Genomic DNA, 21,298 nt, shown 5'->3' with positions numbered 1-21,298 from the left:
CGACGCCTCGCCGTCCCCTACCCGCTCGGGTCGTTTTCCGTTCCCCTCCTCTCGCGCCTGCCCCCGGGATGAGGATGCCGGGGCAGCCTTCCCTCCGGCCCATAAATACTTCTACTCCCACCGACCCTTCGCCTTCGTCCGCCGTCGAGGCGGCGCGTAAAGGTAGCGGTCACGTCCTGTCCGGAGATCACACCGCTTTACGCTTCATATCATATAAGACGCGGCCTGGCCACATGCTGGGCAGCTCCGGCGCCTGGTCCGGCCGGGCTGAGCCGTCGGACTTCAGCGCGGGTAGTTGAAATAGGTGGAGCGCTCCACGAGGATGGGGCCGTCGGCCGTCACCACCACGGAGAACTCCGTCCCTTCCAACCCGGGGATCTGGTTAACCTTGAGGGTCCCCCGGCTGCGGGGTCCGAGGGCGATTTCCTCGCGGATTTCCGTGCCGTCCGGCTTGAGGAAGGAAACGTCGGCGGTGACGGCGGAATCGCCGGGGTTCTGGAAGAGGAGATAGGTCTCGAAGAAGGGGGAGGTGTAACCCTCCGCCAGGAAGTGCCGGGAGGAAGCTTGCGTCCTGCCCGTCTCCGCGTGTCCGCCGGGGCATTCCGGGTACCCGAAGTACATGGCCCTCTCCGCCACCACCGGGCGGTCGGAGGTCACCCGCGCCGACACCTCGGTGTTCTCCAGGCCGGGGATGGAATCCACTCCCACCGTGAGCCGGCTGTGGGGCGAGGCCAGGTACTCCCGCCCCTCCACCCTCCCGTCGGGGAGCATGAAGTCCAGTTCCACCCGGGCGGCCTCCTCCCCGGGGTTGAGGATGAGGATGTACTCGTCGAAGCCCGCCCCGGTGAACCCCTCGGCGAAGTACCACTGCGTGGAGGCCTCGGAAACGCCGGTGCAGGCATGGCCGTCGTCACCGGAGGGATACCCGAAGTACATGGCCCTCTCCGCCACCACCGGGCGGTCGGAGGTCACCCGCGCCGACACCTCGGTGTTCTCCAGGCCGGGGATGGAATCCACTCCCACCGTGAGCCGGCTGTGGGGCGAGGCCAGGTACTCCCGCCCCTCCACCCTCCCGTCGGGGAGCATGAAGTCCAGTTCCACCCGGGCGGCCTCCTCCCCGGGGTTGAGGATGAGGATGTACTCGTCGAAGCCCGCCCCGGTGAACCCCTCGGCGAAGTACCACTGCGTGGACGGGGAGGGTGAGCCAACGGCGGCGTGTCCTCCCGTCCTGCCCAGGTAATCGAAGTACATGGCCCTCTCCGCCACCACCGGGCGGTCGGAGGTCACCCGCGCCGACACCTCGGTGTTCTCCAGGCCGGGGATGGAATCCACTCCCACCGTGAGCCGGCTGTGGGGCGAGGCCAGGTACTCCCGCCCCTCCACCCTCCCGTCGGGGAGCATGAAGTCCAGTTCCACCCGGGCGGCCTCCTCCCCGGGGTTGAGGATGAGGATGTACTCGTCGAAGCCCGCCCCGGTGAACCCCTCGGCGAAGTACCACTCCTGGGAGGGACTGTCGACGCTGGCCGCAACATGGCCGCCCCGGACGGGCGGAGGGGGCGGCTGGAAGCGACCCGGGATGATGGACAGGGGCGTCCCGTCGGGGGCCCAGTAATAGGGGATGTGGGCCAGTCGGGGGTCCAGCCTCACGCAACCGTTCGAGGCGGGGCGCCCCAGGCTGGAATAATCTCCCTGCACCCCGTTGTACACTGGCCAGGCGTGGATGGCGTAGTCCTCGTAGAAGCCCATCCAGTAGTAGCAGACCGTGCCGGGATACTTAGGGATGGGGTGAACGTAGTCATGGTAGAGGATGCGGAAATTCCCCGTCGGCGTGGGCTTGGAGGCGGTCCCCGTGGAGACCAGGAACACGTAGACCACGCGCCCGTTCTCCAGGCAGTACAGCCTCTGTTCGGCCAGGGATACGACCATGGATTTCCGGATGGTCACGGCGGCCTGGAAGACCTGAGCCTCGGGTACGGCTGAGAGCACGGGGGTGGGTTCGCTCTCCCTTCCCTGCCGGTTCACCGCGGTCACCCGGTAGTAATAGGTAACCCCGTCGGTTAGCCCGGTGTCCACGTAGCCCAGGTAGTTGACGAAGGCGTCGGTGGACCTCACTCCCACCAGCCGGAAGGGACCGCCGGGGCTCTCCGACCTGTACACGCGGTAGGAGGCGATACCCGGCGAGGGGCTTTCCGACCAGCCCAGGTCGACCTTCTGCCCGCCGTCGTCGGGACGGTCGCGGGCCCAGGCGTCCCGGGGGGGCAGGGGGCGGTTCTCCCCGCGGGCGGATGGTACCGGTGCCAGGGTGAGCGCCGGAAGAAGGAGCGCAAGCAGGAGGACCCTCGACGCCGTGGGAAGCGCAGGGCGTGTCCTCCTCCCCGCCCGCGGGCGGGTAGCCCTTATGCGGTAGCTTTCCCTGTTCATGTCCTGCGACTCCGGCTTGCCGTTCTCATGCTCCGACTTTCGACTCGGACGTAACGGGATGGGTCAGGCTAAATTATCGTCCACGCCGGGCCCGGCGACAAGGACCCAGTAACTCCCTTCATCCTGTCAACCTGTGTTTTTCGCCAGGATGACGGGGTGGTCTCTCAACCTTCTTCAACTCAAAAGTGCCTGCAGGGACGAACGGCATCCGTCAGCCGACCAAATCGGTGGCACGCCCTTCACCGCGGCCAAATCGGGGGCCCGGCAACAGGGACCCCCGTCAGCCGGCCAAGGGCAACGTTTAACGAGCATATGACAGTAACTAAACGGCCGGGGAGCGGCGGGGAGAAACCCTGCAACATTATCCGTATTCCCAACCACTTCGAGGGAGATGGTAAAGCGGAAGTGGCCTCCTGCCGATTAATAAACAAGATTTTTTCAAGGTGAGGAAAGGTATGAATCTTGCGGAGCGGGGGAGCGGGTGAGGGAAGACCATGCCCGCAAGGCCGCGCGAGTGGTGTCCGGGCCGGAGGTTAAGCGCAAAAGAATAGCTCCGAGGTGCAGACTTGGCGAGGATAGGGAAGTTCATCGTACGCGATTCGGATATCGACCGCATCAAGCTCGAACTTATCACCTTCTTCAAGGACAATCCCGGAACCGTGGACAGCGCGGAAAGGATCGGGATGCGCCTGGGTAGGTCGAAGGAGGAGGTGGAGAGGTCCCTCGAGGAGCTGACGGAGCGCGGGATATGCTGCCGGCTGGACAGCCGACCGCAGCCCATCTACATGTATTACGCCACGGCGCGCATCCTCAGGCGGCTGGCCGAACTGGCCCCCTACCTGGACTACGAAGTCCAGCTCGAGCTGGTGGAAAAACTGCTGGCCCGGCACGGCGGGACATCCTAAAGTACCTTTCTCCTCCATGTAGCATAGGCGACACCGAAACCTTATCCCGTTCCCTTGATCCTCCCGTAAGAAGCCGCGAACCGAAGGAAGGTATCCCAGATAGAGCACGGACGGCACGTGTAACCCTGGTGATACCGGGCTGCTGCCGGTGCTTTGCGCAACGCGCTTCTCGGCATACTTCATCGCCGGCAATATCGGGGGATAGAATAGTCCTGTCGCGATCCTGCCGTCCGTACAGGTTGGGTACGGGCGCCGGGGCCGGGATCGGTCCGGGAAGGGGGACGTAAGAGCATGGCGGAAGGCGGCCGGGGCAGGCTCTACCTGGTGGGCACCCCCATTGGGAACCTCGAGGACATCACCCTCCGGGCCCTGCGCGTGCTGCGCGAGGCCGACCTCATAGCCGCCGAGGACACCCGGCGGGCCCGCAAGCTCCTCAGCCGGTACGACATCCACACCCCCCTCACCTCCTACCACGGGCACAACGAGCGGGAGAAGGCGGAGGCCGTGGCCCGGGAGGTGGAGGCGGGAAAGAAGGTGGCCCTGGTGAGCGACGCCGGTATGCCCGGGGTCGCGGACCCAGGCTTCCGGGCCGTGGAGGAGTGCGTCCGGCGAGGCCTGGAGGTGGAGGTGGTCCCAGGCCCCAGTTCCCTGACCGCGGCCCTGGCCCTTTCCGGACTGCCCCTCGCGCGATTCCGCTACGAGGGATTCCTGCCTCCGGCCAGGACGAGGAGACGTTCGCGCCTGATGAGCCTGCTGGGCGAGGGGGAAGCCGTGGTCCTCTACGAGGCTCCCCACCGCATCCTGGACACCATGAGCGACATAGCGGAGCTGGCTCCCGAAAGGCAGGTGGTCCTCGCTCGCGAGCTGACCAAGCTTCACGAGGAGGTTCTACGGGGCACGGCGGATGAGCTCCTCGAAGCCCTGCGCGAGCGGAGGCCCCGGGGCGAGTTCGTCCTGGTGTTGGCCCCGGGAAAGGAGGGGGAAGCACCGCCCCTGGCGCAGCTGGCGGACGAGGTTTCTGCCCTGGTTCTGTCGGGGGAGCCCACCCGAGAGGCGGTGAGGGCGGTGGCCCAGAGACACGGCGTCTCCCAGAGGGACGTCTACCGCGCCTGGCTGGAGCGCAGGGAGGGGAGGTGGCGAACCGATTGAATCCTCCCCCTGGAGTCATTCCCGGGTGAAGGGGTCGGAAAGGCGTAATTTCTCGAGGGGCACGCCCTTGAGTTCGGCCACCTTGGCGGCGACCAGCACCAGGCGCTCCGGCGTGTTGGGTCTCCCCCGGTAGGGATGGGGTGAGAGGAAGGGGCAGTCGGTCTCGATGAGCAGCCGTTCTAGGGGGATCCGGCGTACCACCTCCTGCAGCCTGGCGGCGTTGTGGAAGGTCACCGGCCCGGCCACGGAGATGTACCCTCCCAGGTCCAGGATGGCCCGGGCCATCCCCAGGTCCCCGGAGAAGCAGTGCATGACCAGACGGCCCTCGAAGGGGGCGTACTCCTCGAGGATACGCAGGGTCTCCGCGTGGGCCTCCCGGTCGTGCACCACCACCGGCAGGGCCAGCTCGCACGCCAGTTCGAGCTGGGTGCGGAAGGCGCGTTCCTGGTCGGAGCGGGCTGACAGGTTGCGGTAGAAATCGAGGCCGGTCTCGCCGATGCCCACCACCGCGGGGTGCGCGGCCAGGCGCTTCAGCTCCCGCAGGGTCTCCCGGTCCAGGTTCCCGGCTTCGTGGGGATGGACGCCGACCACGGCGCGGACATCGGGGTGGACGCGGGCCATCTCCACCGCCTTCCGGCTGGAATCCAGGTTGATGCCCACGGTGACCACCCCGGCCACTCCCGCCTCGCGGGCCTGGTGCAGGGCCTTGCCCACCTCCTCCTCGAGGAGGTCCAGGTGGGCGTGGGTATCCACCAGGAAGAGGCCGCGGTGCCGCTCTCCCTCCCGGAGAGGACCGTCCGGGTCTGCCGGCGTTCCCGGTCTCCTGCCCGGTGCACTCATTTCTTGCGGGGGAAGAGGGGCGCTCCCTTGGAGACCTTCTGCCCGGGCGGGAAGAGCCCCCAGGCGGCGGCCTCCGGGAGGTGGTGGGTGTGGATGGAATCGGTGAAGCCCAGGCGTTGCCAGATGCCCTCGCCGGTGACCGGGAGGAAGGGGACAACCAGGAAGGCGGTCAGCCTCACCGCCTCAACCATGTTGTAGAGAACGGTGTCCAGCCTCCCGGACAGCGCGGGATCCTTGGCCAGGTCCCAGGCGGCGGTCTCGTCCACGTAGCGGTTGATGGCTGCCAGATAATTCCAGATGGCCTGCAGGGCCTCGTTGAAGGCCAGCCGCTCCATGCTCCGGTCGACCTCCGGGAAGACACGGGCGGCGCTCTCGCGCAGCGCGGCGTCCGGCTCCTCCTCCCGGCCCGAGGGCTCCGGGACCTCCCCGCCGCGGTAGCGTTCCACCATGGCCAGCACCCGGCTGACCATGTTCCCCAGGGAGTTGGCCAGGTCGGCGTTGTAGCGCCCGGTCATGTTCTCGCGGGAGAAGTTGCCGTCGTACCCGAAGGAGAACTCCCGCAGGAAGTAATAGCGGTAGGCGTCCACCCCGTACTCGTCGATGAGCTCGTGGGGGCTGATGACGTTGCCCTTGGACTTGGACATCTTCTCCCCCTCCACGGTCAGCCACCCATGGGCGAAGACCTGGCGGGGCAGGGGCAGGTCGGCGGCCATGAGCATGGCCGGCCAGACGATGGCGTGGAAGCGGAGGATCTCCTTGCCGATGAGGTGGACGTCGGCGGGCCAGGTGCGCCGGAAGCGTTCCTCGTCCAGACCGTAATCGATGGCGCTGATGTAGTTGAGCAGGGCGTCGAACCACACGTACATGACCTGGCTCTCGTCGAAGGGCAGGGGTATCCCCCAGGTTATGGTCTTCCGGCTGATGCTCTGGTCGGTGAGTCCCTGCTTGATGAAGCTGATGACCTCGTTGCGCCTGATCTCCGGCTGCACGAACTCGGGGTGGGACTCGATGTGGGCCAGTAGCCGGTCGGCGTAGGCGGAAAGCCGGAAGAAGTAGTTCTCTTCCTGGACTATCTCTACCTCCCGCCCGCACTGAGGACACTTCCCGTCCACCAGCTGTGAGGGCAGCCAGAAGGACTCGTCGGGTACGCAGTACCAGCCCTCGTAGGTGTCCAGGTAGATGTCCCCTTTGTCGTAGAGGAGCTGGATGAATTTGCGGGCCACCTCCACGTGCTTGGGGTCGGTGGTGCGGATGAAGTAGTCGTTGCTTATGTTCAGGCGCTCCCAGACCTCGGTGAAGTGCACCACCATGCGGTCCGCCCACTCCTGGGGGGACACGCCGTGGCGCTCCGCGGCGCGAGCCACGTGCTGGCCGTGCTCATCGGTGCCGGTGAGGAAGAAGACCTCCTCGCCCCTCAGGCGGTGGTACCGGGCTAGGGCGTCGGCGGCCACCGTGGTGTAGGCGGTGCCGATGTGAGGCATATCGTTGACGTAATAAATGGGCGTGGTCACGTAGTACGATTTGTTCATTTTTTCCTTCCCATGCAAAAAAAGGTAAAATTTTCTTGACATCCTTTTCTGGACGTTCATATAATTATAAGCCTGGAATGAGCGGCTGTTGTCAAGGATAAAGATGGTAAGAACCCGGCTTCGAGGGCCGGGAGTACGAGGAAAGGGTGGGCGAGACATGAAGGCGACGGGTATCGTTAGGAAGATCGACGAGCTGGGGAGGATAGTCATCCCCATGGAGCTGCGCAGGACCCTGGACATCAAGGAGCGTGACCCCATCGAGATCTTCGTCGACGGGGAGAAGATCGTCCTGGTCAAGTACAAGCCGGGCTGCGTGCTTTGCGGGAGTGCGGAGAACCTGCGCACCTTCAAGGGGAACCGCGTCTGCCAGAAGTGCATCAACGAGCTGAAGCGCAAGTAGGCTGATCCCATCGTTTACACGAGAGCGGGCGAAAGGCCCGCTCTTTGCTTCCGTGTGTTCCAAGTCGATGTAGTCGGCGAAGGGTGGCATGGCGGGATTTCCCGTCTTGAATCCTCGGACAATCCGTGCCCCGTCGCCGGTTGGCCCCGGGCGGGAGCGAGGTCCCTGCCCGGGTGGGTGGGCGGTCTCCCTTCCTTCTGGACCACCCGTGCGGCGGAACGGTGTCCCTCCTGCCGGCTCAAGGGTTCAGGAGGTGGTGGAGGTCCAGGAGATAGCGAAGGGAGAGCTCCTCGGCGCGGGCGGTGGGTGGAAGGCCCAGTTCCCGCAGGGCGGAGGCCACCGCCTCCCTCGTTCGGTAGGGCCGCCTGCCTCCTCCCAGGGCATTTACCAACATTTTCCTCCTGGCGGAGAAGCAGGCGTCCAGGAAAAGGAAGAAGGAATGGACGTCTCCCGTTCCGGCTTCCGGGTCCGTCCTCTCCAGGCGCAGGACGGTGGATCCCACACGGGGCGGGGGAAGAAAGACGGTGGGCGCCACCTGGGCTAGGCGGCGCAGCCGGGCCAGGAACTGCATCTTCACCGATACCGCACCGTAGGAGGGTTCTCCCGGAGCAGCGAGGTAACGGTCGGCGAGCTCCCGCTGCACGGTGACCACCAGGAGCTTTGCCTGCGGGAGCTCCCGCATTATGCGGAGCAGGAGCGGGGTGGCGACGTTGTAGGGTAGGTTGGAAACCACCTTCACCGCCTCGTGGGGGGAGAAGAGCCCGGCCAAGTCGATGCGCATGGCGTCGCCGCCCACGGTCAGGAGGTTGGGCCGTCCCCCGAGGAGGTCGTCCAGCACCGCCTTCAGCCGCGGGTCCACCTCCACGGCCACCACCCGGCCGGCGCGTTCGCAGAGCTCCTCGGTGAGGGTGCCGATGCCGGGCCCTATCTCCAGGACGGCGTCGCCGGGACCGAGCTCGGCCCCCTCCAGCATGCGACGCAGCACGTTGGCGTCGACCAGGAAGTGCTGCCCCAGGGATCGGCTGAGGCGGATGCCGTATCGCTCCAGTATCTCCGCCACCACGCTCGGCTTGGTAAGTTCTCCCATGTCCACCTCTCCCGTGTCCACCTATCCCGGCGGGGCCGAAAAACGTCCCTTCGCCCCGGGAGCAGGTCCTGTGATCGGTCATCTCCTCCCGCCCGGACGTGGCCGTTGAGGCCCCACTGCGGGATCCGGGTGGAGAAGACCGTCTCACCACGGCTTTGGCCGAAGGGCATCTACCTGCTGCGGTTCCCGGTGATGCGCGCGGGGATTACCCACGGCCCCGGCATCCCCGCCGCTCCTGCCATCATGATAAACCAGGCCGGCATGGTCGTCCTCGTGGTTTCCGCCTTCATCCCGATGGCCAATCCATAAGTTACCGGTTTTCCAAACTTCCTTGGAAGATCGGGAGCATCGGTAGCGGTGTTAAGATAAATGGGAGACGGACCGGCGGGAGAGGATGGACGGCTTGCTCAGGAAGGCCCTGCTCAAGGCCCCGGCCAAGATAAACCTTTATCTCGAGGTGGGCCCGCGTCGCGCGGACGGCTACCACCGGGTGCGGACCGTGCTGCAGGCGGTGGAATGGTTCGACCTGGTGGAGCTGGAGGTGGAGCCGGGAGGGCGCGGCATATCCCTGGAGGTGGAGGGGGAGGCCCCGACCGGGGAGGACAACCTCTGCCACCGCGCCGCGGAGCTCTTCCTGGAGGCCGCCGGGATATCCGCTGGGGTGAGGATAAAGCTGACCAAGGACATACCCGTGGCGGCGGGCCTGGGTGGCGGGAGCTCCGACGCCGCCGCCGTGCTGCGCGGCCTGGATTACCTGACCGGAGCTGGGCTCGGGGGAGAAAACCTCTTCCGCCTGGCTTCGCGCCTGGGTTCGGATGTTCCATTCTTCCTTCTCGGAGGGACGGTCCTGGGGGAGGGCAGGGGGGAGGTGGTAACCCCCGCGGTGCAGGCGCCATCGTTGCCGGTGGTGCTGGCCAACCCCGGGAAGGGGCTTTCCACCGCGGAGGTCTACCGGCGTTTCGACCTCCTCCCCGCCGGGGAACCGCCGGCCGGAGGACCGCGATCCCTCCTGGATTCCCTGGCCGCGGGGGATGTGGGAGGCGTGGCGGCGCACCTCTACAACGCCCTCCAGGAGGCGGCCTGCGCGCTGCTTCCGGAGCTGGCTGGAATCTTGATAGCCGCGCGCCGGACCGGGGCGCCTGGGGTGTTGCTGAGCGGGAGCGGGCCCACGGTCTTCATGCTCGCCTCCGGGCCCGAAGAGGCCGAGCTCATCGCCTCCCGCATCAGGGAGGCGGCGCCGGTGGTGAGGGTAACCAGGTTCTGCAGCCATGGAGTGGTCCTGGAGGAGTGGGGGTCGTGAGGGCGGAAAGGGGGATATAACCCGGTTTTCTTGAAAACACGGACGGATGAGAATAATATGTTTATAAGTTTTCCCGGCGGTAGACTCATTGGGGGAAGGCAGTGGAGATCACAAGGGTTACCGTGCGCGAGATTGAAATGAACATGGTAAAGGGGATCGCCAGCATCATCATCGACGACTGCTTCGTGGTCCACGACCTCAGGGTAGTGGACGGGGACAGGGGGTATTTCGTGGCCATGCCCTCGCGGAAGCTGCCCAACGGGGATTTCAAGGATATCGCCCATCCCCTCAACGCCGAGACGCGGGAGAAGATACAGAGGGCGGTCCTACACGAGTTTTTCAAGATGAAGAGGGAGAAGGGAGAGCCGGTTCCCGAGGACGCCGTCTGAGGGGCGGGCTTTGATGGGGCGTGGCCAAGCGGTAAGGCAGCGGCCTTTGGAGCCGCGATCGTAGGTTCGAATCCTACCGCCCCAGCCAGGAAAAGAGAGGGCCACGGCCCTCTTTTTTTACCTTGATAGGGCCGGGCCATGGATGCCCGTCCGGGAGACGAGGAGGGCTCTCAGGGCGGGTTCCGTTGACGCGGCGGCTAGGGAGGATTTTCCGCGTCGGGGAAGCCCCTGATTGAGGCCGGCGAGGACGTTCGTTCGTAGATCGCCTTCCTGGGAACGCCGGAGCTGGGGCATGGTTTGGTGTGTCACTGGGTCTCGGATACAATATTGGCGTCGAGAGGAAGGGGGAAAGCGTTGAGCCGCCTGGCACTGGTCCTCGCCGCGGGCGAGGGGACGCGGATGAGATCCGACCGGCCCAAGGTGCTGCACGCCGTGTGCGGCAGGCCCATGGTGGCCTGGGTCCTGGACGCCCTGCAGCCCATCAGGGAGGAGGGCATGCTGGACCGCATCCTGGTGGTGGTGGGAAACGGGGCCCAAGAGGTGGCCTCCGAGGTCGGGGACCGCGCCGAGTGCATCATCCAGGAAGAAAGGAAAGGGACGGGCCATGCGGTGATGATCGCCGCCCCCCACGTACGGGAGGACGAAGTCCTGGTGCTCACCGCCGATTCCCCGCTCATCACCACGGGTACCCTGCGTGCCCTGATACGAAGGCACGAGGAGAGGCGGCCGGCGGCAACCCTCCTGGCCGCGGTGCTGGAGGACCCCACGGGCTACGGGAGGATAAAACGGGACGAACGCGGAACGGTTGTGGGGGTGGTGGAGGAGACGGAGGCCGATGAGAAGGAGAAGGCCATCCGGGAAGTGAACACCTCCACCTATGTCTTCGACTGGGGGCGCCTTTCCGCGGCGCTTCCCCGCCTCCAGCCGGACAACGCCAAGGGGGAGTACTACCTCACCGACGCCCTGGCCCTCCTGGCCCGGGAGGGCGGACTGGAAATATATACCACCCCGGACCCGGAGGAGGTGCTGGGGGTCAACTCCCGGGTTCACCTGGCCAGGGCGGAGGAGATAATGCGCTCCCGCATCAACCGGCGGTGGATGGAGGAGGGAGTGACCATGGAGGACCCCGCCACGGCGTATATAGGCCCCGAGGTGGTCATCGGGCGGGACACCGTCCTCCGTCCCATGGTCATCCTGGAGGGGAAGACGGTGGTGGGGCGCAACTGCCTGCTGGGGCCGGGGGTGCGCATCGTGGACTCCCGCCTGGGTGACGGGGTGACCGTGGAGCAGTCGGTGATCAGGGAGAGCGAGCTGGAGGAGGGGGTGAGCGTGGGCCCCTTCGCCAGCCTGCGGCCGGGCACGGTGCTGCGCGCCGGGTCCAAGGCGGGGACCTTCGTGGAGATCAAGAAGACGGTGGTGGGGAGGAGGAGCAAGGTCCCCCACCTGAGCTACATGGGCGACGCGGAGATAGGGGAGGACGTCAACGTGGGGGCGGGGAGCATCACCTGCAACTACGACGGGATCCGCAAGCACCGCACGGTGATCGGGGACCGGGCCTTCATCGGCAGCGATACCATGTTCGTGGCCCCGGTGCGCATCGGCGAGGGGGCGGTGACCGGGGCCGGCTCCACCATCACCAGGGACGTGCCCCCGGGTGCCCTGGGGGTGGAACGCAGCAAGCAGAGGAACATCCTCGAGTACCGGAAGAGGGCCAGGAAGGAGGAGGCGGAGGGATTTGAAGGAAATAACCCGTAAGAAGCTCATGATCTTCAGCGGAAGGTCCTATCCGGAGCTGGGGCGCCAGATCGCCGGCCATCTGGGGATAAGCCTGGGGAAGGTTGAGTTGAAGACCTTCAGCAACGGGGAGCTTTACGTGCGCTACGAGGAGAGCGTGCGTGGCTCGGACGCTTTCGTCATCCAGACCTGCTCGGAACCCATCAACGATCACCTGATGGAGCTGCTGCTGATGATCGACGCTCTGAAGCGTGCTTCCGCCAAGCGCATCTCGGCCGTGGTCCCCTACTACGGGTATTCCCGGCAGGACAAGAAGACCCTGGCCCGGGAGCCCATAAGCGCTCGCCTGGTGGCGGATATGATTCGCATGGCCGGGGCGGACCGCATCCTGACCATGGACCTGCATGCCGGGCAGATACAGGGTTTCTTCTCCGGGCCCATGGATCACCTCACCGCCGTACCCCTGCTGGCCTCCTACATCTCCCGGAACGTGAGCAACGACGTGGTGGTGGTCTCGCCGGATGCCGGGCGGGTGAAGATGGCCAAGAAGTACGCCGACCATCTCGGGGTTCCCATAGCCATCCTCCACAAGCGGAGGCCGGGGCACAACCAGGCGGAGGTCCTGCACATCGTGGGGGAGGTCAAGGGGAGGACGGCGGTCCTGGTGGACGACATGATCGACACCGCCGGGACCCTGGCCGCTTCGTCCGAGGCCCTGGCGGGGGCCGGTGCGAAGGAGATATACGCCTGCGCCACCCATGGCATCTTCTCCGGCCCGGCCAAGGAGAGGCTGGATAAAAGCCCCCTGAAAAAGGTAGTGGTGACCGACACCCTTCCCATCCCTGAAGAGCGACGCTCGGAGAAGGTGGAGGTGCTCTCCATCGCCTCCATCTTCGCCAACACCATCGCCAGCGTGTTCAAGGACGAATCGGTGAGCGAGCTTTTCGGCGGGGATAACCAGCCCTGACGGCACCTTCCCCGGCGGCGTCGGCAAGCGGGAGGGCTCCTCAACCCCATCCCGCGGGAGTCATTCCTCGAGCGCCCGGAAGAGGCTCTCGGCTTCCTCCTCACCCGACGCGATGCGGTTGGCCAGGTCCTGGACGCGGGCCATCAGCTCGTCCATGCGTCTTAAGGTGGGCATGAGATTGGACGGGTTGTCGGCATAGGGGAATCCTTCCAGCACGGCCCCCGATAGCCCGACGAACTCCCCGTAGAGGGCCAGCACCTCCAGGTTCAGGTCCACCAGGGAGCGCATGGAGTCGGCGTAAGGGGCGAACCTTTCCCCTCCCTCGCCGCGCAGGAGGTCGATCTTTTCCTGCACCGTGCGGAAGGCGGAGGCGGCTTCGGATATGAGGCGCCGGGACTCTTCGATGAGGACCCTGGCCCGGGACTCGAGGGCCTCAGGGTCCTGGGAGCGCAGCAGCTCCTCCATGGCGGATGGAAATTCCTTGACCTCCGCCAGTACCGCCCGGGCGGTGATGTAGCTGGACCGGGTCTCCCGGGCATATTGCCCGGCCCGCGAGGAGCATCCGGCGAGGAGGGCCGCGGTTACGAGCAGCGCGAGGACGAGGATGGCCATGATGGCACCGGGGCGGGCGGGGAAAGTTCCCCTCGGCTTCCCGGTCCTGGATCCCGTCCGTGCGCCCTTCCGACCTTCTATCTTCATCGCCGTGAACCACATGTTGTGGCTCTCACAATCCGTGTTCCCGCGAGTAGGCGTCGGCCGCCTCCGCGGCCTCCGCCCCCCGTCGGAGGAGCCCGGAAATCTCCTCCGTCAGGCGCCCTATCTCCTCCACGTAATAGGAGAGCTGCTCGGCGCTCTCCGCCATGGGTATCACGTCCAGCATGTCGTGGACGGCGTTGAGGAGTTCGCGGTTCAGCCTCACCGCCTCCAACACCGGCTCCACCGCCTCCAGGGCCAGCAGGGCGTAGTCACGGTATTCGTCGGCTCCCTCGGTATCCGCCGCTTCCCGCAGAAGGTCGCGGGCCCGGGAATAACGGGATTCCAGCTCCTCCACGTTCACCAGGGCCATCTCGGCCAGGGATCTGCCTTCCGCCAGGGTGTCCTCGATGGCCGGGTAACGCTGGCCCAGGGAGTTGAACCGCTGGTCAAGCAGGAGGAGGTCCTCGAGGAGCTCCCGTGAGGAGGAGATGATGCGGACCGCCTCCTCCACCTTCTCCGAGGCCTCAGGCGAGGCCTTCCCGCATCCCCCTCCCGGAACCAAGGGCATGACCAGCAGGGCGAAAAGGAGGAGAAAGGTCGCTCGCTTCCTCTTCGGGTCCCGCAACCCGTGCCTCCTTGTCTCTCCATGCCTTTCCGGGTGGAATCTTCTTTGCCCGCGCCCATTTCCCTTCGCCTCCCGGCGCTGTGCGGTCCGGGGGGCGGATGAAGGTTCAGGAGGCGGGACGGGCGTTGAATAGGTTCATGGCCGTGTCCAGGCCGTCCATGATGACCGCTTCCGCCGCCTCCGCCGCCCTTTCGCACCAGGAGAGGAACTCCTCCAGCTCTTCCCCCTTCATCTCTGCCAGGACGTATTCGGCGGGGTCCACCCCCTCGGGCGGCCTCCCCACCCCCACCCGCACGCGGGGGAACTCCCGGGTGCCCAGGTGGTCGATGATGGACTGGACCCCCAGGTGCCCGCCCGAGGAGCCACCCATGCGGATGCGGATGGTTCCGGGCCGGAGGTCGATATCGTCGTGGATAACCAGGATGTTCTGCGGCTCCACGTGAAGCTTGCGCCTCAGCCTGCGTGCCGCCTTCCCGCTGAGGTTCATGTAGGTGAGGGGGCGGGCCAGGAAAACCCGCTCGGTGTAGAAGTCCGCCTCCGCCAGGTCGTATCCCCTTCCCCGCAGGAAGGACGCACCATGGTCGCGAGCCAGCATCTCCACCGCCCAGAACCCCGCGTTGTGGCGGGTCCAGCGATAATGTTCTCCCGGGTTCCCCAGGCCGAGTACCAGAAACATCTCCCTTCCCCATGAAAAGGGGCGGCCGGGCCGCCCTTGCAGGCGATGGTTGGCGATGAAATTATAGGCGAAGGCGCGGCAGTGCCGCCACAAATTCGATGGCCGCAGCCGCGCCTATCCCTATTCTCCGGAAGACTCTCCGGCTTCCGCTTCTCCCTCCTCCCGGGGGGCGGAAGCCTCCGCCTCGGGTCCCTCTTCCTCCGCCGCTACTCCGGCAGCGGCTTCCTCCTCCGGCGCGGTCTCGAAGAGCACCTGTGCCGTCCGGGCCGCTTCCCGCACCCGCTTGGGGGTCACGGCGGCCACTATCTCCTCGGGCTTGTTCAGGTACTTGATGCCCTCCAGGCGGGGCAGGTCTGCCACCCGGAGGCTCTCCTTCAGGTTCAGGTGGGAGACGTCCACCTCGATGAACTCCGGCAGGTCCTTGGGCAGGCACTGCACGCGCACCTCGTAGAGGTAATGGTTGAGTATGCCTCCCGCCTTCACCCCCGCCGCTTCCCCGGTGAAGTGCAGGGACACCGTGGCCTGGAGCTCCTCGTCGGCGTGGACCTTCTGGAGGTCCACGTGAAGGATGTGATCCTTGAGGGGGTCCCTCTGTACCTCCTTCACCAGGACGGTGTGCTCACCGTCCTCCGCGTCCTCCACCCTGAGCTTCACCAGTCCATGGAGGCCTCGCTCCCGGCGCAGTGCTGCCAGGAAGGTCCTTTCCTTCAGGGCTAGGTGGAGCGGCTCGAAGCGGTGTCCGTAAAGGACGGCGGGGATGAGGCCGGAGCGGCGCAGCTTCTTGGCCGCTTCCTTGCCCTTCCCCGTCCTGGTCACGGCGACAAGCTCCGTCTGCATGTCCAACACCTCTTATCCTTGGATGCTCTCCTTTTCTTGGCGCAAACAACTCAACAATTATAGGTAAAGCATATCCACACCGCAACCCGAACAGGCGCCCGCCGGGGTTACAATGGTGGTAGGCCTGGGTGCGACGCACCGAGGCGTGGAAGGCATGTTCGGAAACGCTTCCCGTACCCATGTGAGAGAAAGCACCGCCGGTACGCGGATCGGTGGGTCATCAAAGGACGAGGTCCGCGACCATGGGGCGGGAGGGGCGGAAGGAACCCTCAGCCGGCGCAACCTCCATCAAGATGCGTTGCGGTGGGAGAAACCGGGAAAGCAGCTCCGAAAGGTTGTTGCTGGGGGTGGGGCTGTACCCGCGGTGAGTTGAGGTTTCCCGCAGGGGATGAGAAAGCGGAGACCTGCGGGAAGACGGGTCGCCCCGCTTCGGTCAGGGTAAGGACTGGAGATCGAAGATGTCGGATAACGGGAGGGGAGAGGAGGTCCTGGATCTCCTCCGGGAAGAAGTGGAGCATTCCCTGGAGGGAGTCCAGCAGTTGCAGGTTCCCGGGAAAGGGCGCCTAGTGATACGCGCCACCGAGGAGGTCCACCCCTTCCTTCTGGCCACCCTCTTCCACCGCCTTCCCGGCACCCTCCTGGTCGCCGTTCCGGGCTCGGAGGAGGCGGCGGAGACTGCGGAGTCCCTGCGCCGCATGCTCTCCCCCGGGGAGGTGATGGAGCTTCCCTACCGTGAGCTGGTCATCGCCGAGGAGAGGGGAGAGGACCCCGAGGCCGTATCCCTGCGCGCCAGGGCCTTGGCCGCGCTGCGGGAGGGGCGCCACGTGGCGGTGATATGCGAGGCTCTCGCCCTGGCCCACCCCTTCCCGGGCGGGGAGATTTTCGCCTCACCCGTGCGCCTCCGCGAGGGTGAGGAGACGGACCGCGACCGCGTCCTGGGACGGCTGGCGGACATGGGATACCGCCGGGAATACCTGGTGGAGGGAGGAGGTCAGTTCGCCGTGCGGGGTGGCATCCTGGACGTCTACGACCCGGCGCTGAAGGCACCGGTGCGGGTGGAATGGTTCGGCGACCGGGTGGAGCGTATCCGGTTCTTCGATCCCCAGGACCAGCGCTCACGGGAGGCACTCCGGGAGGTGGAGTTCTTCCCGGTGCGCTCGCTTCCCGGCGAGGCCCAGGCACTGGCAGAAATGCTTGAGCCGGGGAGCGCGCTGGTCTTGGTCCAGCCGCCCTTGCTTCGCCGTCGCTGGCGAAACGCCGACGAGGCCCAAGAGCCTGATTTGGAAGAAATTGCCTCAAGGACCGCACTGGTGGAGCTGGACCCGCTGGCCGGGCCGGCCCATGTTCAGATGCACACCCGGGCCGCGGGCGAGTTCGGCGGCCGGGTGGGTGAATTCCTCCGCGAGCTCAAGTACCTGCTGAAAGAGGGGTTCAGGGTGGTGGTTTTCCTGGAGACGGAAGGTCGCCTGCGGAGGATGCGGGAAGCCATGTTGGAGGAGGGAATTCCGGTGGTTGACGACGGTAGCTCCCCGGCCGAGGGAACGGTCCGCCTGGCCGTAGTGAGCTGGGGACGTGGTTTCCTCCTGCCCGGCCGCGGGCTGGCGCTCTTCACCGACGTGGACCTGTTCGGCCGCCGCAGGGTGAGGGCCGCGGGGGAACGGGTCGCGGGGCGTCCCCTCGAGGGATGGTGGGAGCTGGAGGAAGGCGACTTCGTGGTCCATGTCAACCACGGCATTGCGGTTTACGGGGGGCTGGTGAAGAGGGAAGTGGAGGGGTCGGTACGGGAATACCTCCTCCTTCGGTACGCCGGCGGGGATGCCCTCTACGTGCCCGTCGACCGCATCGACCTGGTCCATCGCTACGTAGGGGCGGAAAAACCGGAGGTCCACCGCCTGTCCGGGCACCACTGGAGGAAGGTTAAGAGACGGGCTCGGGCCTCAGCCCGGGAGATGGCCCTGGACCTCTTGCGCCTCTACGCGGAACGCATGGCCAGCGAGGGCCACGCCTTCGCGCCCGATGACCCCTGGCAGAGAGAACTGGAGGATTCATTTCCCTACGTGGAGACCCCCGACCAGGAGAGGGCCATCCGGGAGGTCAAGGAGGACATGGAAAGGCCCGTGCCCATGGACCGCCTGGTCTACGGGGACGTGGGATTCGGGAAAACGGAGGTGGCGGTGCGCGCCGCCTTCAAGGCGGTCATGGACGGAAAACAGGTCATGGTCCTGGTGCCCACCACCGTGCTGGCCCAGCAGCATTACCGCACCTTCACCCAGCGCTTCCACCCCTTCCCGGTCAGGGTGGAGGTCCTCTCCCGCTTCCGCAGCCCCCGCGAGCAGCGCGAGGTCCTGGAGGCCGTGGCCCGGGGGGAGGTGGACGTGGTCATCGGGACTCACCGGCTGCTGCAGGAGGACGTGCGCCCCGCGGACCTGGGGCTCCTGATCGTGGACGAAGAACACCGCTTCGGCGTGGCCCAGAAGGAGAAGCTGAAGGCCCTGCGGAGGAGCGTGGACGTCCTCACCCTCACCGCCACCCCCATCCCCCGCACCCTCCAGATGGCCCTTTCCGGGATAAGGGACATGAGCGTGATGGATACCCCCATCGAGGACCGGCGCGCGGTGATCACCTCCGTGGGGCCTTACGACGAGCGGATCATCCAGGAAGCCATCCGGAAGGAGCTGGCCAGGGGGGGCCAGGTCTTCTACGTGCACAACCGGGTGCAGAGCATCGAGAGGGCTGCCCGCCGGGTCCGGGAGCTGGTCCCCGAAGCCCGGGTGCTGGTGGGCCATGGGCAGATGCGGGAGAGCCGCCTGGAAAGGGTGATGGAGGATTTCGTGGCCCGCCGCGCCGACGTCCTGGTGTGCACCACCATCGTGGAATCGGGGCTGGACATCCCCAACGTGAACACCCTCATCGTGGACGGCGCCGAGAACCTGGGGCTTTCCCAGCTCTATCACCTGCGGGGGAGGATAGGCCGCGGCGACCGGCAGGCTTACGCCTTCTTCCTCTTCCATCCCGGCGGGCGCATCACCGACGGAGCCGCCCAGAGACTCAAGGTGATACGCGACTTCTCCGAGCTGGGGTCCGGACTGCGGGTAGCCATGAAGGACCTGGAGATACGGGGGGCGGGAAACCTGCTGGGTCCTGAGCAGCACGGCCACGTGGAGGCCGTGGGCTTCGAGCTTTACTGCCGCATGCTGGCCGAGGCGGTGGATGAGCTCCGGGGCGTGAGGAGGCCGCGGGGTTCCAAGGTGGCCATCGACCTGCCCCTGCGGGCCTATATCCCGGAGGATTACATATCCCGTACCTCGCGGCGCCTCGAGGTCTATCGCCGCCTGGGGGAGGCGGAAGGCGAGGAGGAGGTGGAGGCTCTGGCCGGGGAGGTGCGGGACCGCTACGGTCCCCTACCCGTGGAGGTGGAGAACCTCTTCGCCGTGGCCCGCCTGCGCCTTGCCTGCCTGGAGGCGGGGGTACGAGAGGTGGGCCACGAGCGGGACGTTGTGACCATCCGCCTGGGAGCGCGGGGGCCGGTAACCCCGGAAGCCCTTCTGTCCGTGGCCGGGGAAGAGGGCTACCCCTGGAAGAAAGCGCGCTTCCGGGAGGGGCTGCGGGAGGTGGTCCTCTCTTTCCCGGCCGGTTCACAAGCCGGGTCGGAGGCCGGTCATCTGGAAAGTATTGCCAGGTGGCTCAAGGAAGCGGTCTCCCTGGTCCGGGGGGTAAAGGAGTGTGAGAAAGGGAAGGCAGAGTGGAGGGCAGACCCGCGATACCGGGCCAGATCCAGGGGCAGGCGAACCGGACGTCGGATGGAGGGACAGTCGGAAGGTTAAGGAAAAACAACGGGCTTCCGTAAAAGAGGGGGAGGGCCGCGAGCGTGGCGGAAGTTGATGATGATGATATACTAACCCGGCGGAGGACCCTGGGGAAGGGAGAGCCGGATGGACCCGAGGGGAGAACGGGGCAGCCATGAGGATTCGAGCCGGCGCGAGTGGGGCGCGGTGACCGGGGAGCGGCCGGTGGTCCACGTGGTGGGACTGGGTCCGGGCCCCCTTTCGCTGCTCACCGTGGAGGCCTGGGAGGAATTGAGGTCCGCGGACGAGGTCCTCCTTCGCACGGAGAAGCATCCCTGCGTGGCGGAGTTGCGGGAGAGGGGGATCGTCCTGCGCCCCCTGGACTACTGGTACGAGGGTTCCAAGGACTTGGAGGAGGCCTATCGGGGCATCGTCGGCGAAGTGGTGCGCCGCGCAGAGGAGCGCAGGACCGCCTGGTACGCCGTTCCCGGACATCCCCTGGTAGCGGAGCGCACGGTGAAGATGTTGCTGCAGGAGCCGGTGGAGGTACGCCTCCACAACGCGGTGAGCTTCTTCGATGCCGTACTTTCCGCTCTACGCCGTGACGCCCTGGAGGGGGTTCTACTGCTGGACGGGGAGGGCCTTGTGGAGACGGGGGCGCAGAACCTGGACCTCAGGGTGGGTCTGATGCTCGCGCAGGTGGACTCCAGGCTCAAGGCCTCGGAGGTGAAAGCCGTACTCCTGGAGGTCTATCCTCCCCATCACCCCGTCCAGGTGGTCAAGGGAGCGGGAGGTCCCGGGGAGAGGGTGGAGACCATACCCCTGGAGGAGCTGGACCGCGCGGAGAGGTTCGACCACCTGACAACCATCTGGGTGCCCCCCCTGCAGGAGGCGGAGATATTCGACTTCCGCCGCCTGGTGGACATCGTCGCCCGGCTGAGGGGGCCCGGCGGTTGTCCCTGGGACCGCAGACAGACCCACGAGTCGCTGGCCCGTCACATGGTGGAAGAGGCCCACGAGGCGGTGGACGCCATTGGACACCGCGACTGGGACCACCTCTGCGAGGAACTGGGGGACCTCCTCCTCCAAGTGGTCCTGCATGCCCGGCTGGGCGAGGAGGAGGGGACCTTCGACATCGGCGACGTCTTGCGCCTGATAATCGAGAAGCTGGTCCGCCGCCATCCCCACGTCTTCGGGGAGGCGGAGGCCCGGACACCGGAGGAAGTCATCTCCCGCTGGGAGAGGATAAAGGCCGAGGAGCGGGGAGAGCCCTCCTTGCTTGAGGGAATCTCCGAGGGCCTGCCCGCCCTCATCCACGCCTACAAGCTGCAGTCCAGGGCAGCGCGGGTGGGTTTCGACTGGGGAGCCGGCGAGGAGGTCCTGCCCAAGCTGCGGGAGGAGCTGCGGGAGGTGGAGGAGGCCTTGCGCGAGGGCGAGGGTGACCTTGAGGAGGAGCTGGGGGACCTCCTGTTCACCGTGGTCAACATGTGCCGCCACTTCCGGGTGGACCCCGAGATAGCCCTGCGGCGTTCGGCGCGCAAGTTCGCGGCTCGCTTCCGGGCCATGGAGGAAGAATGCCGGCGGCGGGGGCGTCCCCTGGAGGACATGAGCCTGGAGGAGCTCGACTCCCTCTGGGAAGAATCAAAGTAATGGGGTCAGGTCTTGTTTTTTGATACCCCCCGAGGTATGCATTGGGCGACGTGTCTCCGAATTGCACCCGAAAGCGTAATCGCGAGGGGATATTCCAAAAACGTCATGGCGAGGAGGCGCGCAGCGCCGACGAAGCAATCCCATGGGGAAATGCGGAGGAGATCGCTTCTTTTATGCTCGCGATGACGTTGTTGGACCGGAGGAGATCGCTTTCTCGCTCCGCTCCTCGCGATGACATTTCCTGCCCTTGTCATGGCGAGGAGGCGCGCAGCGCCGACGAAGCAATCCCATGGGGAAATGCGGAGGAG

Annotated in this window: 19 protein-coding genes and 1 tRNA gene; 12 read left to right on the top strand and 8 right to left on the bottom strand. The window is 66.1% G+C overall.

The features are described 5' to 3' along the window. Positions 1–282: 282 nt before the first annotated feature. Positions 283–2,421 (bottom strand): DUF5719 family protein, encoded by a 2,139-nt coding sequence (locus tag QME84_08550; protein MDI6874313.1) that lies wholly within the window; start codon positions 2,419–2,421, stop codon positions 283–285. Between the two features lie 566 nt (positions 2,422–2,987). On the opposite strand from QME84_08550, the gene QME84_08545 reads away from it, so the two are divergent. Then, on the top strand, positions 2,988–3,326 hold the full coding sequence (locus QME84_08545) for a hypothetical protein (protein ID MDI6874312.1): 339 nt from the start codon (positions 2,988–2,990) through the stop codon (positions 3,324–3,326). Between the two features lie 291 nt (positions 3,327–3,617). Then, a complete protein-coding gene (rsmI, locus tag QME84_08540) occupies positions 3,618–4,475 on the top strand; it encodes a 16S rRNA (cytidine(1402)-2'-O)-methyltransferase (GenBank protein MDI6874311.1) in 858 nt (285 codons plus the stop codon). A 15-nt stretch (positions 4,476–4,490) separates the two neighbouring features. On the opposite strand, the gene QME84_08535 is transcribed toward rsmI, so the two are convergent. Together QME84_08535 and metG are read right to left on the bottom strand one after the other, a co-directional pair. Continuing rightward, positions 4,491–5,315: a TatD family hydrolase gene (locus QME84_08535; protein MDI6874310.1), complete on the bottom strand. Its 825-nt coding sequence runs from the start codon at positions 5,313–5,315 to the stop codon at positions 4,491–4,493. Then, a complete protein-coding gene (metG, locus tag QME84_08530) occupies positions 5,312–6,844 on the bottom strand; it encodes a methionine--tRNA ligase (protein ID MDI6874309.1) in 1,533 nt (510 codons plus the stop codon). The genes QME84_08535 and metG overlap by 4 nt, the downstream gene beginning before the upstream one ends. A gap of 157 nt (positions 6,845–7,001) precedes the next feature. On the opposite strand from metG, the gene QME84_08525 reads away from it, so the two are divergent. After that, the gene (locus QME84_08525) at positions 7,002–7,244 is read left to right on the top strand and encodes an AbrB/MazE/SpoVT family DNA-binding domain-containing protein (protein ID MDI6874308.1); all 243 of its coding nucleotides are present in this window, start codon (positions 7,002–7,004) and stop codon (positions 7,242–7,244) included. Between the two features lie 238 nt (positions 7,245–7,482). On the opposite strand, the gene rsmA is transcribed toward QME84_08525, so the two are convergent. Continuing rightward, the gene (rsmA, locus tag QME84_08520; GenBank protein MDI6874307.1) at positions 7,483–8,331 is read right to left on the bottom strand and encodes a 16S rRNA (adenine(1518)-N(6)/adenine(1519)-N(6))-dimethyltransferase RsmA; all 849 of its coding nucleotides are present in this window, start codon (positions 8,329–8,331) and stop codon (positions 7,483–7,485) included. A 129-nt stretch (positions 8,332–8,460) separates the two neighbouring features. Between rsmA and QME84_08515 the strand changes: the two genes are divergently transcribed. The 6 genes from QME84_08515 to QME84_08490 all read left to right on the top strand — a co-directional run bounded on the left by QME84_08515 (position 8,461) and on the right by QME84_08490 (position 12,721). After that, on the top strand, positions 8,461–8,640 hold the full coding sequence (locus QME84_08515) for a hypothetical protein (protein MDI6874306.1): 180 nt from the start codon (positions 8,461–8,463) through the stop codon (positions 8,638–8,640). A 94-nt stretch (positions 8,641–8,734) separates the two neighbouring features. Then, a complete protein-coding gene (gene ispE / locus QME84_08510) occupies positions 8,735–9,631 on the top strand; it encodes a 4-(cytidine 5'-diphospho)-2-C-methyl-D-erythritol kinase (GenBank protein MDI6874305.1) in 897 nt (298 codons plus the stop codon). Positions 9,632–9,732: 101 nt separating this feature from the next. Then, positions 9,733–10,020 carry a septation regulator SpoVG gene (gene spoVG, locus QME84_08505; GenBank protein MDI6874304.1) on the top strand — a complete coding sequence of 96 codons (288 nt, stop codon included), beginning with the start codon at positions 9,733–9,735 and terminating at the stop codon, positions 10,018–10,020. 14 nt (positions 10,021–10,034) lie between these two features. After that, a tRNA-Gln gene (locus QME84_08500) sits at positions 10,035–10,108 on the top strand. A 266-nt stretch (positions 10,109–10,374) separates the two neighbouring features. Continuing rightward, positions 10,375–11,775: a bifunctional UDP-N-acetylglucosamine diphosphorylase/glucosamine-1-phosphate N-acetyltransferase GlmU gene (gene glmU / locus QME84_08495; protein MDI6874303.1), complete on the top strand. Its 1,401-nt coding sequence runs from the start codon at positions 10,375–10,377 to the stop codon at positions 11,773–11,775. Positions 11,776–11,782: 7 nt separating this feature from the next. Next, positions 11,783–12,721 (top strand): ribose-phosphate diphosphokinase, encoded by a 939-nt coding sequence (locus QME84_08490; GenBank protein MDI6874302.1) that lies wholly within the window; start codon positions 11,783–11,785, stop codon positions 12,719–12,721. Between the two features lie 60 nt (positions 12,722–12,781). Here QME84_08490 and QME84_08485 read toward each other — a convergent pair whose 3' ends face one another. The 4 genes from QME84_08485 to QME84_08470 all read right to left on the bottom strand — a co-directional run bounded on the left by QME84_08485 (position 12,782) and on the right by QME84_08470 (position 15,555). Then, positions 12,782–13,333, bottom strand: a complete 552-nt coding sequence (locus QME84_08485; protein MDI6874301.1) for a hypothetical protein — start codon at positions 13,331–13,333, stop codon at positions 12,782–12,784. A 112-nt stretch (positions 13,334–13,445) separates the two neighbouring features. Beyond that, positions 13,446–14,042 (bottom strand): hypothetical protein, encoded by a 597-nt coding sequence (locus tag QME84_08480; protein ID MDI6874300.1) that lies wholly within the window; start codon positions 14,040–14,042, stop codon positions 13,446–13,448. Positions 14,043–14,148: 106 nt separating this feature from the next. Beyond that, positions 14,149–14,718 carry an aminoacyl-tRNA hydrolase gene (pth, locus tag QME84_08475; GenBank protein MDI6874299.1) on the bottom strand — a complete coding sequence of 190 codons (570 nt, stop codon included), beginning with the start codon at positions 14,716–14,718 and terminating at the stop codon, positions 14,149–14,151. Positions 14,719–14,838: 120 nt separating this feature from the next. Then, positions 14,839–15,555: a 50S ribosomal protein L25 gene (locus tag QME84_08470; GenBank protein ID MDI6874298.1), complete on the bottom strand. Its 717-nt coding sequence runs from the start codon at positions 15,553–15,555 to the stop codon at positions 14,839–14,841. Between the two features lie 458 nt (positions 15,556–16,013). Here QME84_08470 and mfd point away from each other — a divergent pair, with 458 nt between their 5' ends. The 3 genes from mfd to QME84_08455 form a co-directional block, all read left to right on the top strand. Continuing rightward, positions 16,014–19,379 carry a transcription-repair coupling factor gene (gene mfd, locus QME84_08465; GenBank protein ID MDI6874297.1) on the top strand — a complete coding sequence of 1,122 codons (3,366 nt, stop codon included), beginning with the start codon at positions 16,014–16,016 and terminating at the stop codon, positions 19,377–19,379. A 108-nt stretch (positions 19,380–19,487) separates the two neighbouring features. Beyond that, complete coding sequence (mazG, locus tag QME84_08460; protein ID MDI6874296.1) at positions 19,488–20,990, top strand: nucleoside triphosphate pyrophosphohydrolase; 1,503 nt, start codon at positions 19,488–19,490, stop codon at positions 20,988–20,990. Positions 20,991–21,031: 41 nt separating this feature from the next. Beyond that, positions 21,032–21,298 (top strand): hypothetical protein (locus QME84_08455; protein MDI6874295.1); only part of this gene is annotated, 267 nt, incomplete at its 3' end.

It is taken from the genome of Actinomycetota bacterium, assembly GCA_030019255.1.
GTDB lineage: Bacteria > Actinomycetota > Geothermincolia > Geothermincolales > RBG-13-55-18 > Solincola_A.
The sequence above is the reverse complement of the archived record's forward strand: the minus strand, read 5'-3'. Positions and strand labels throughout refer to the sequence as shown.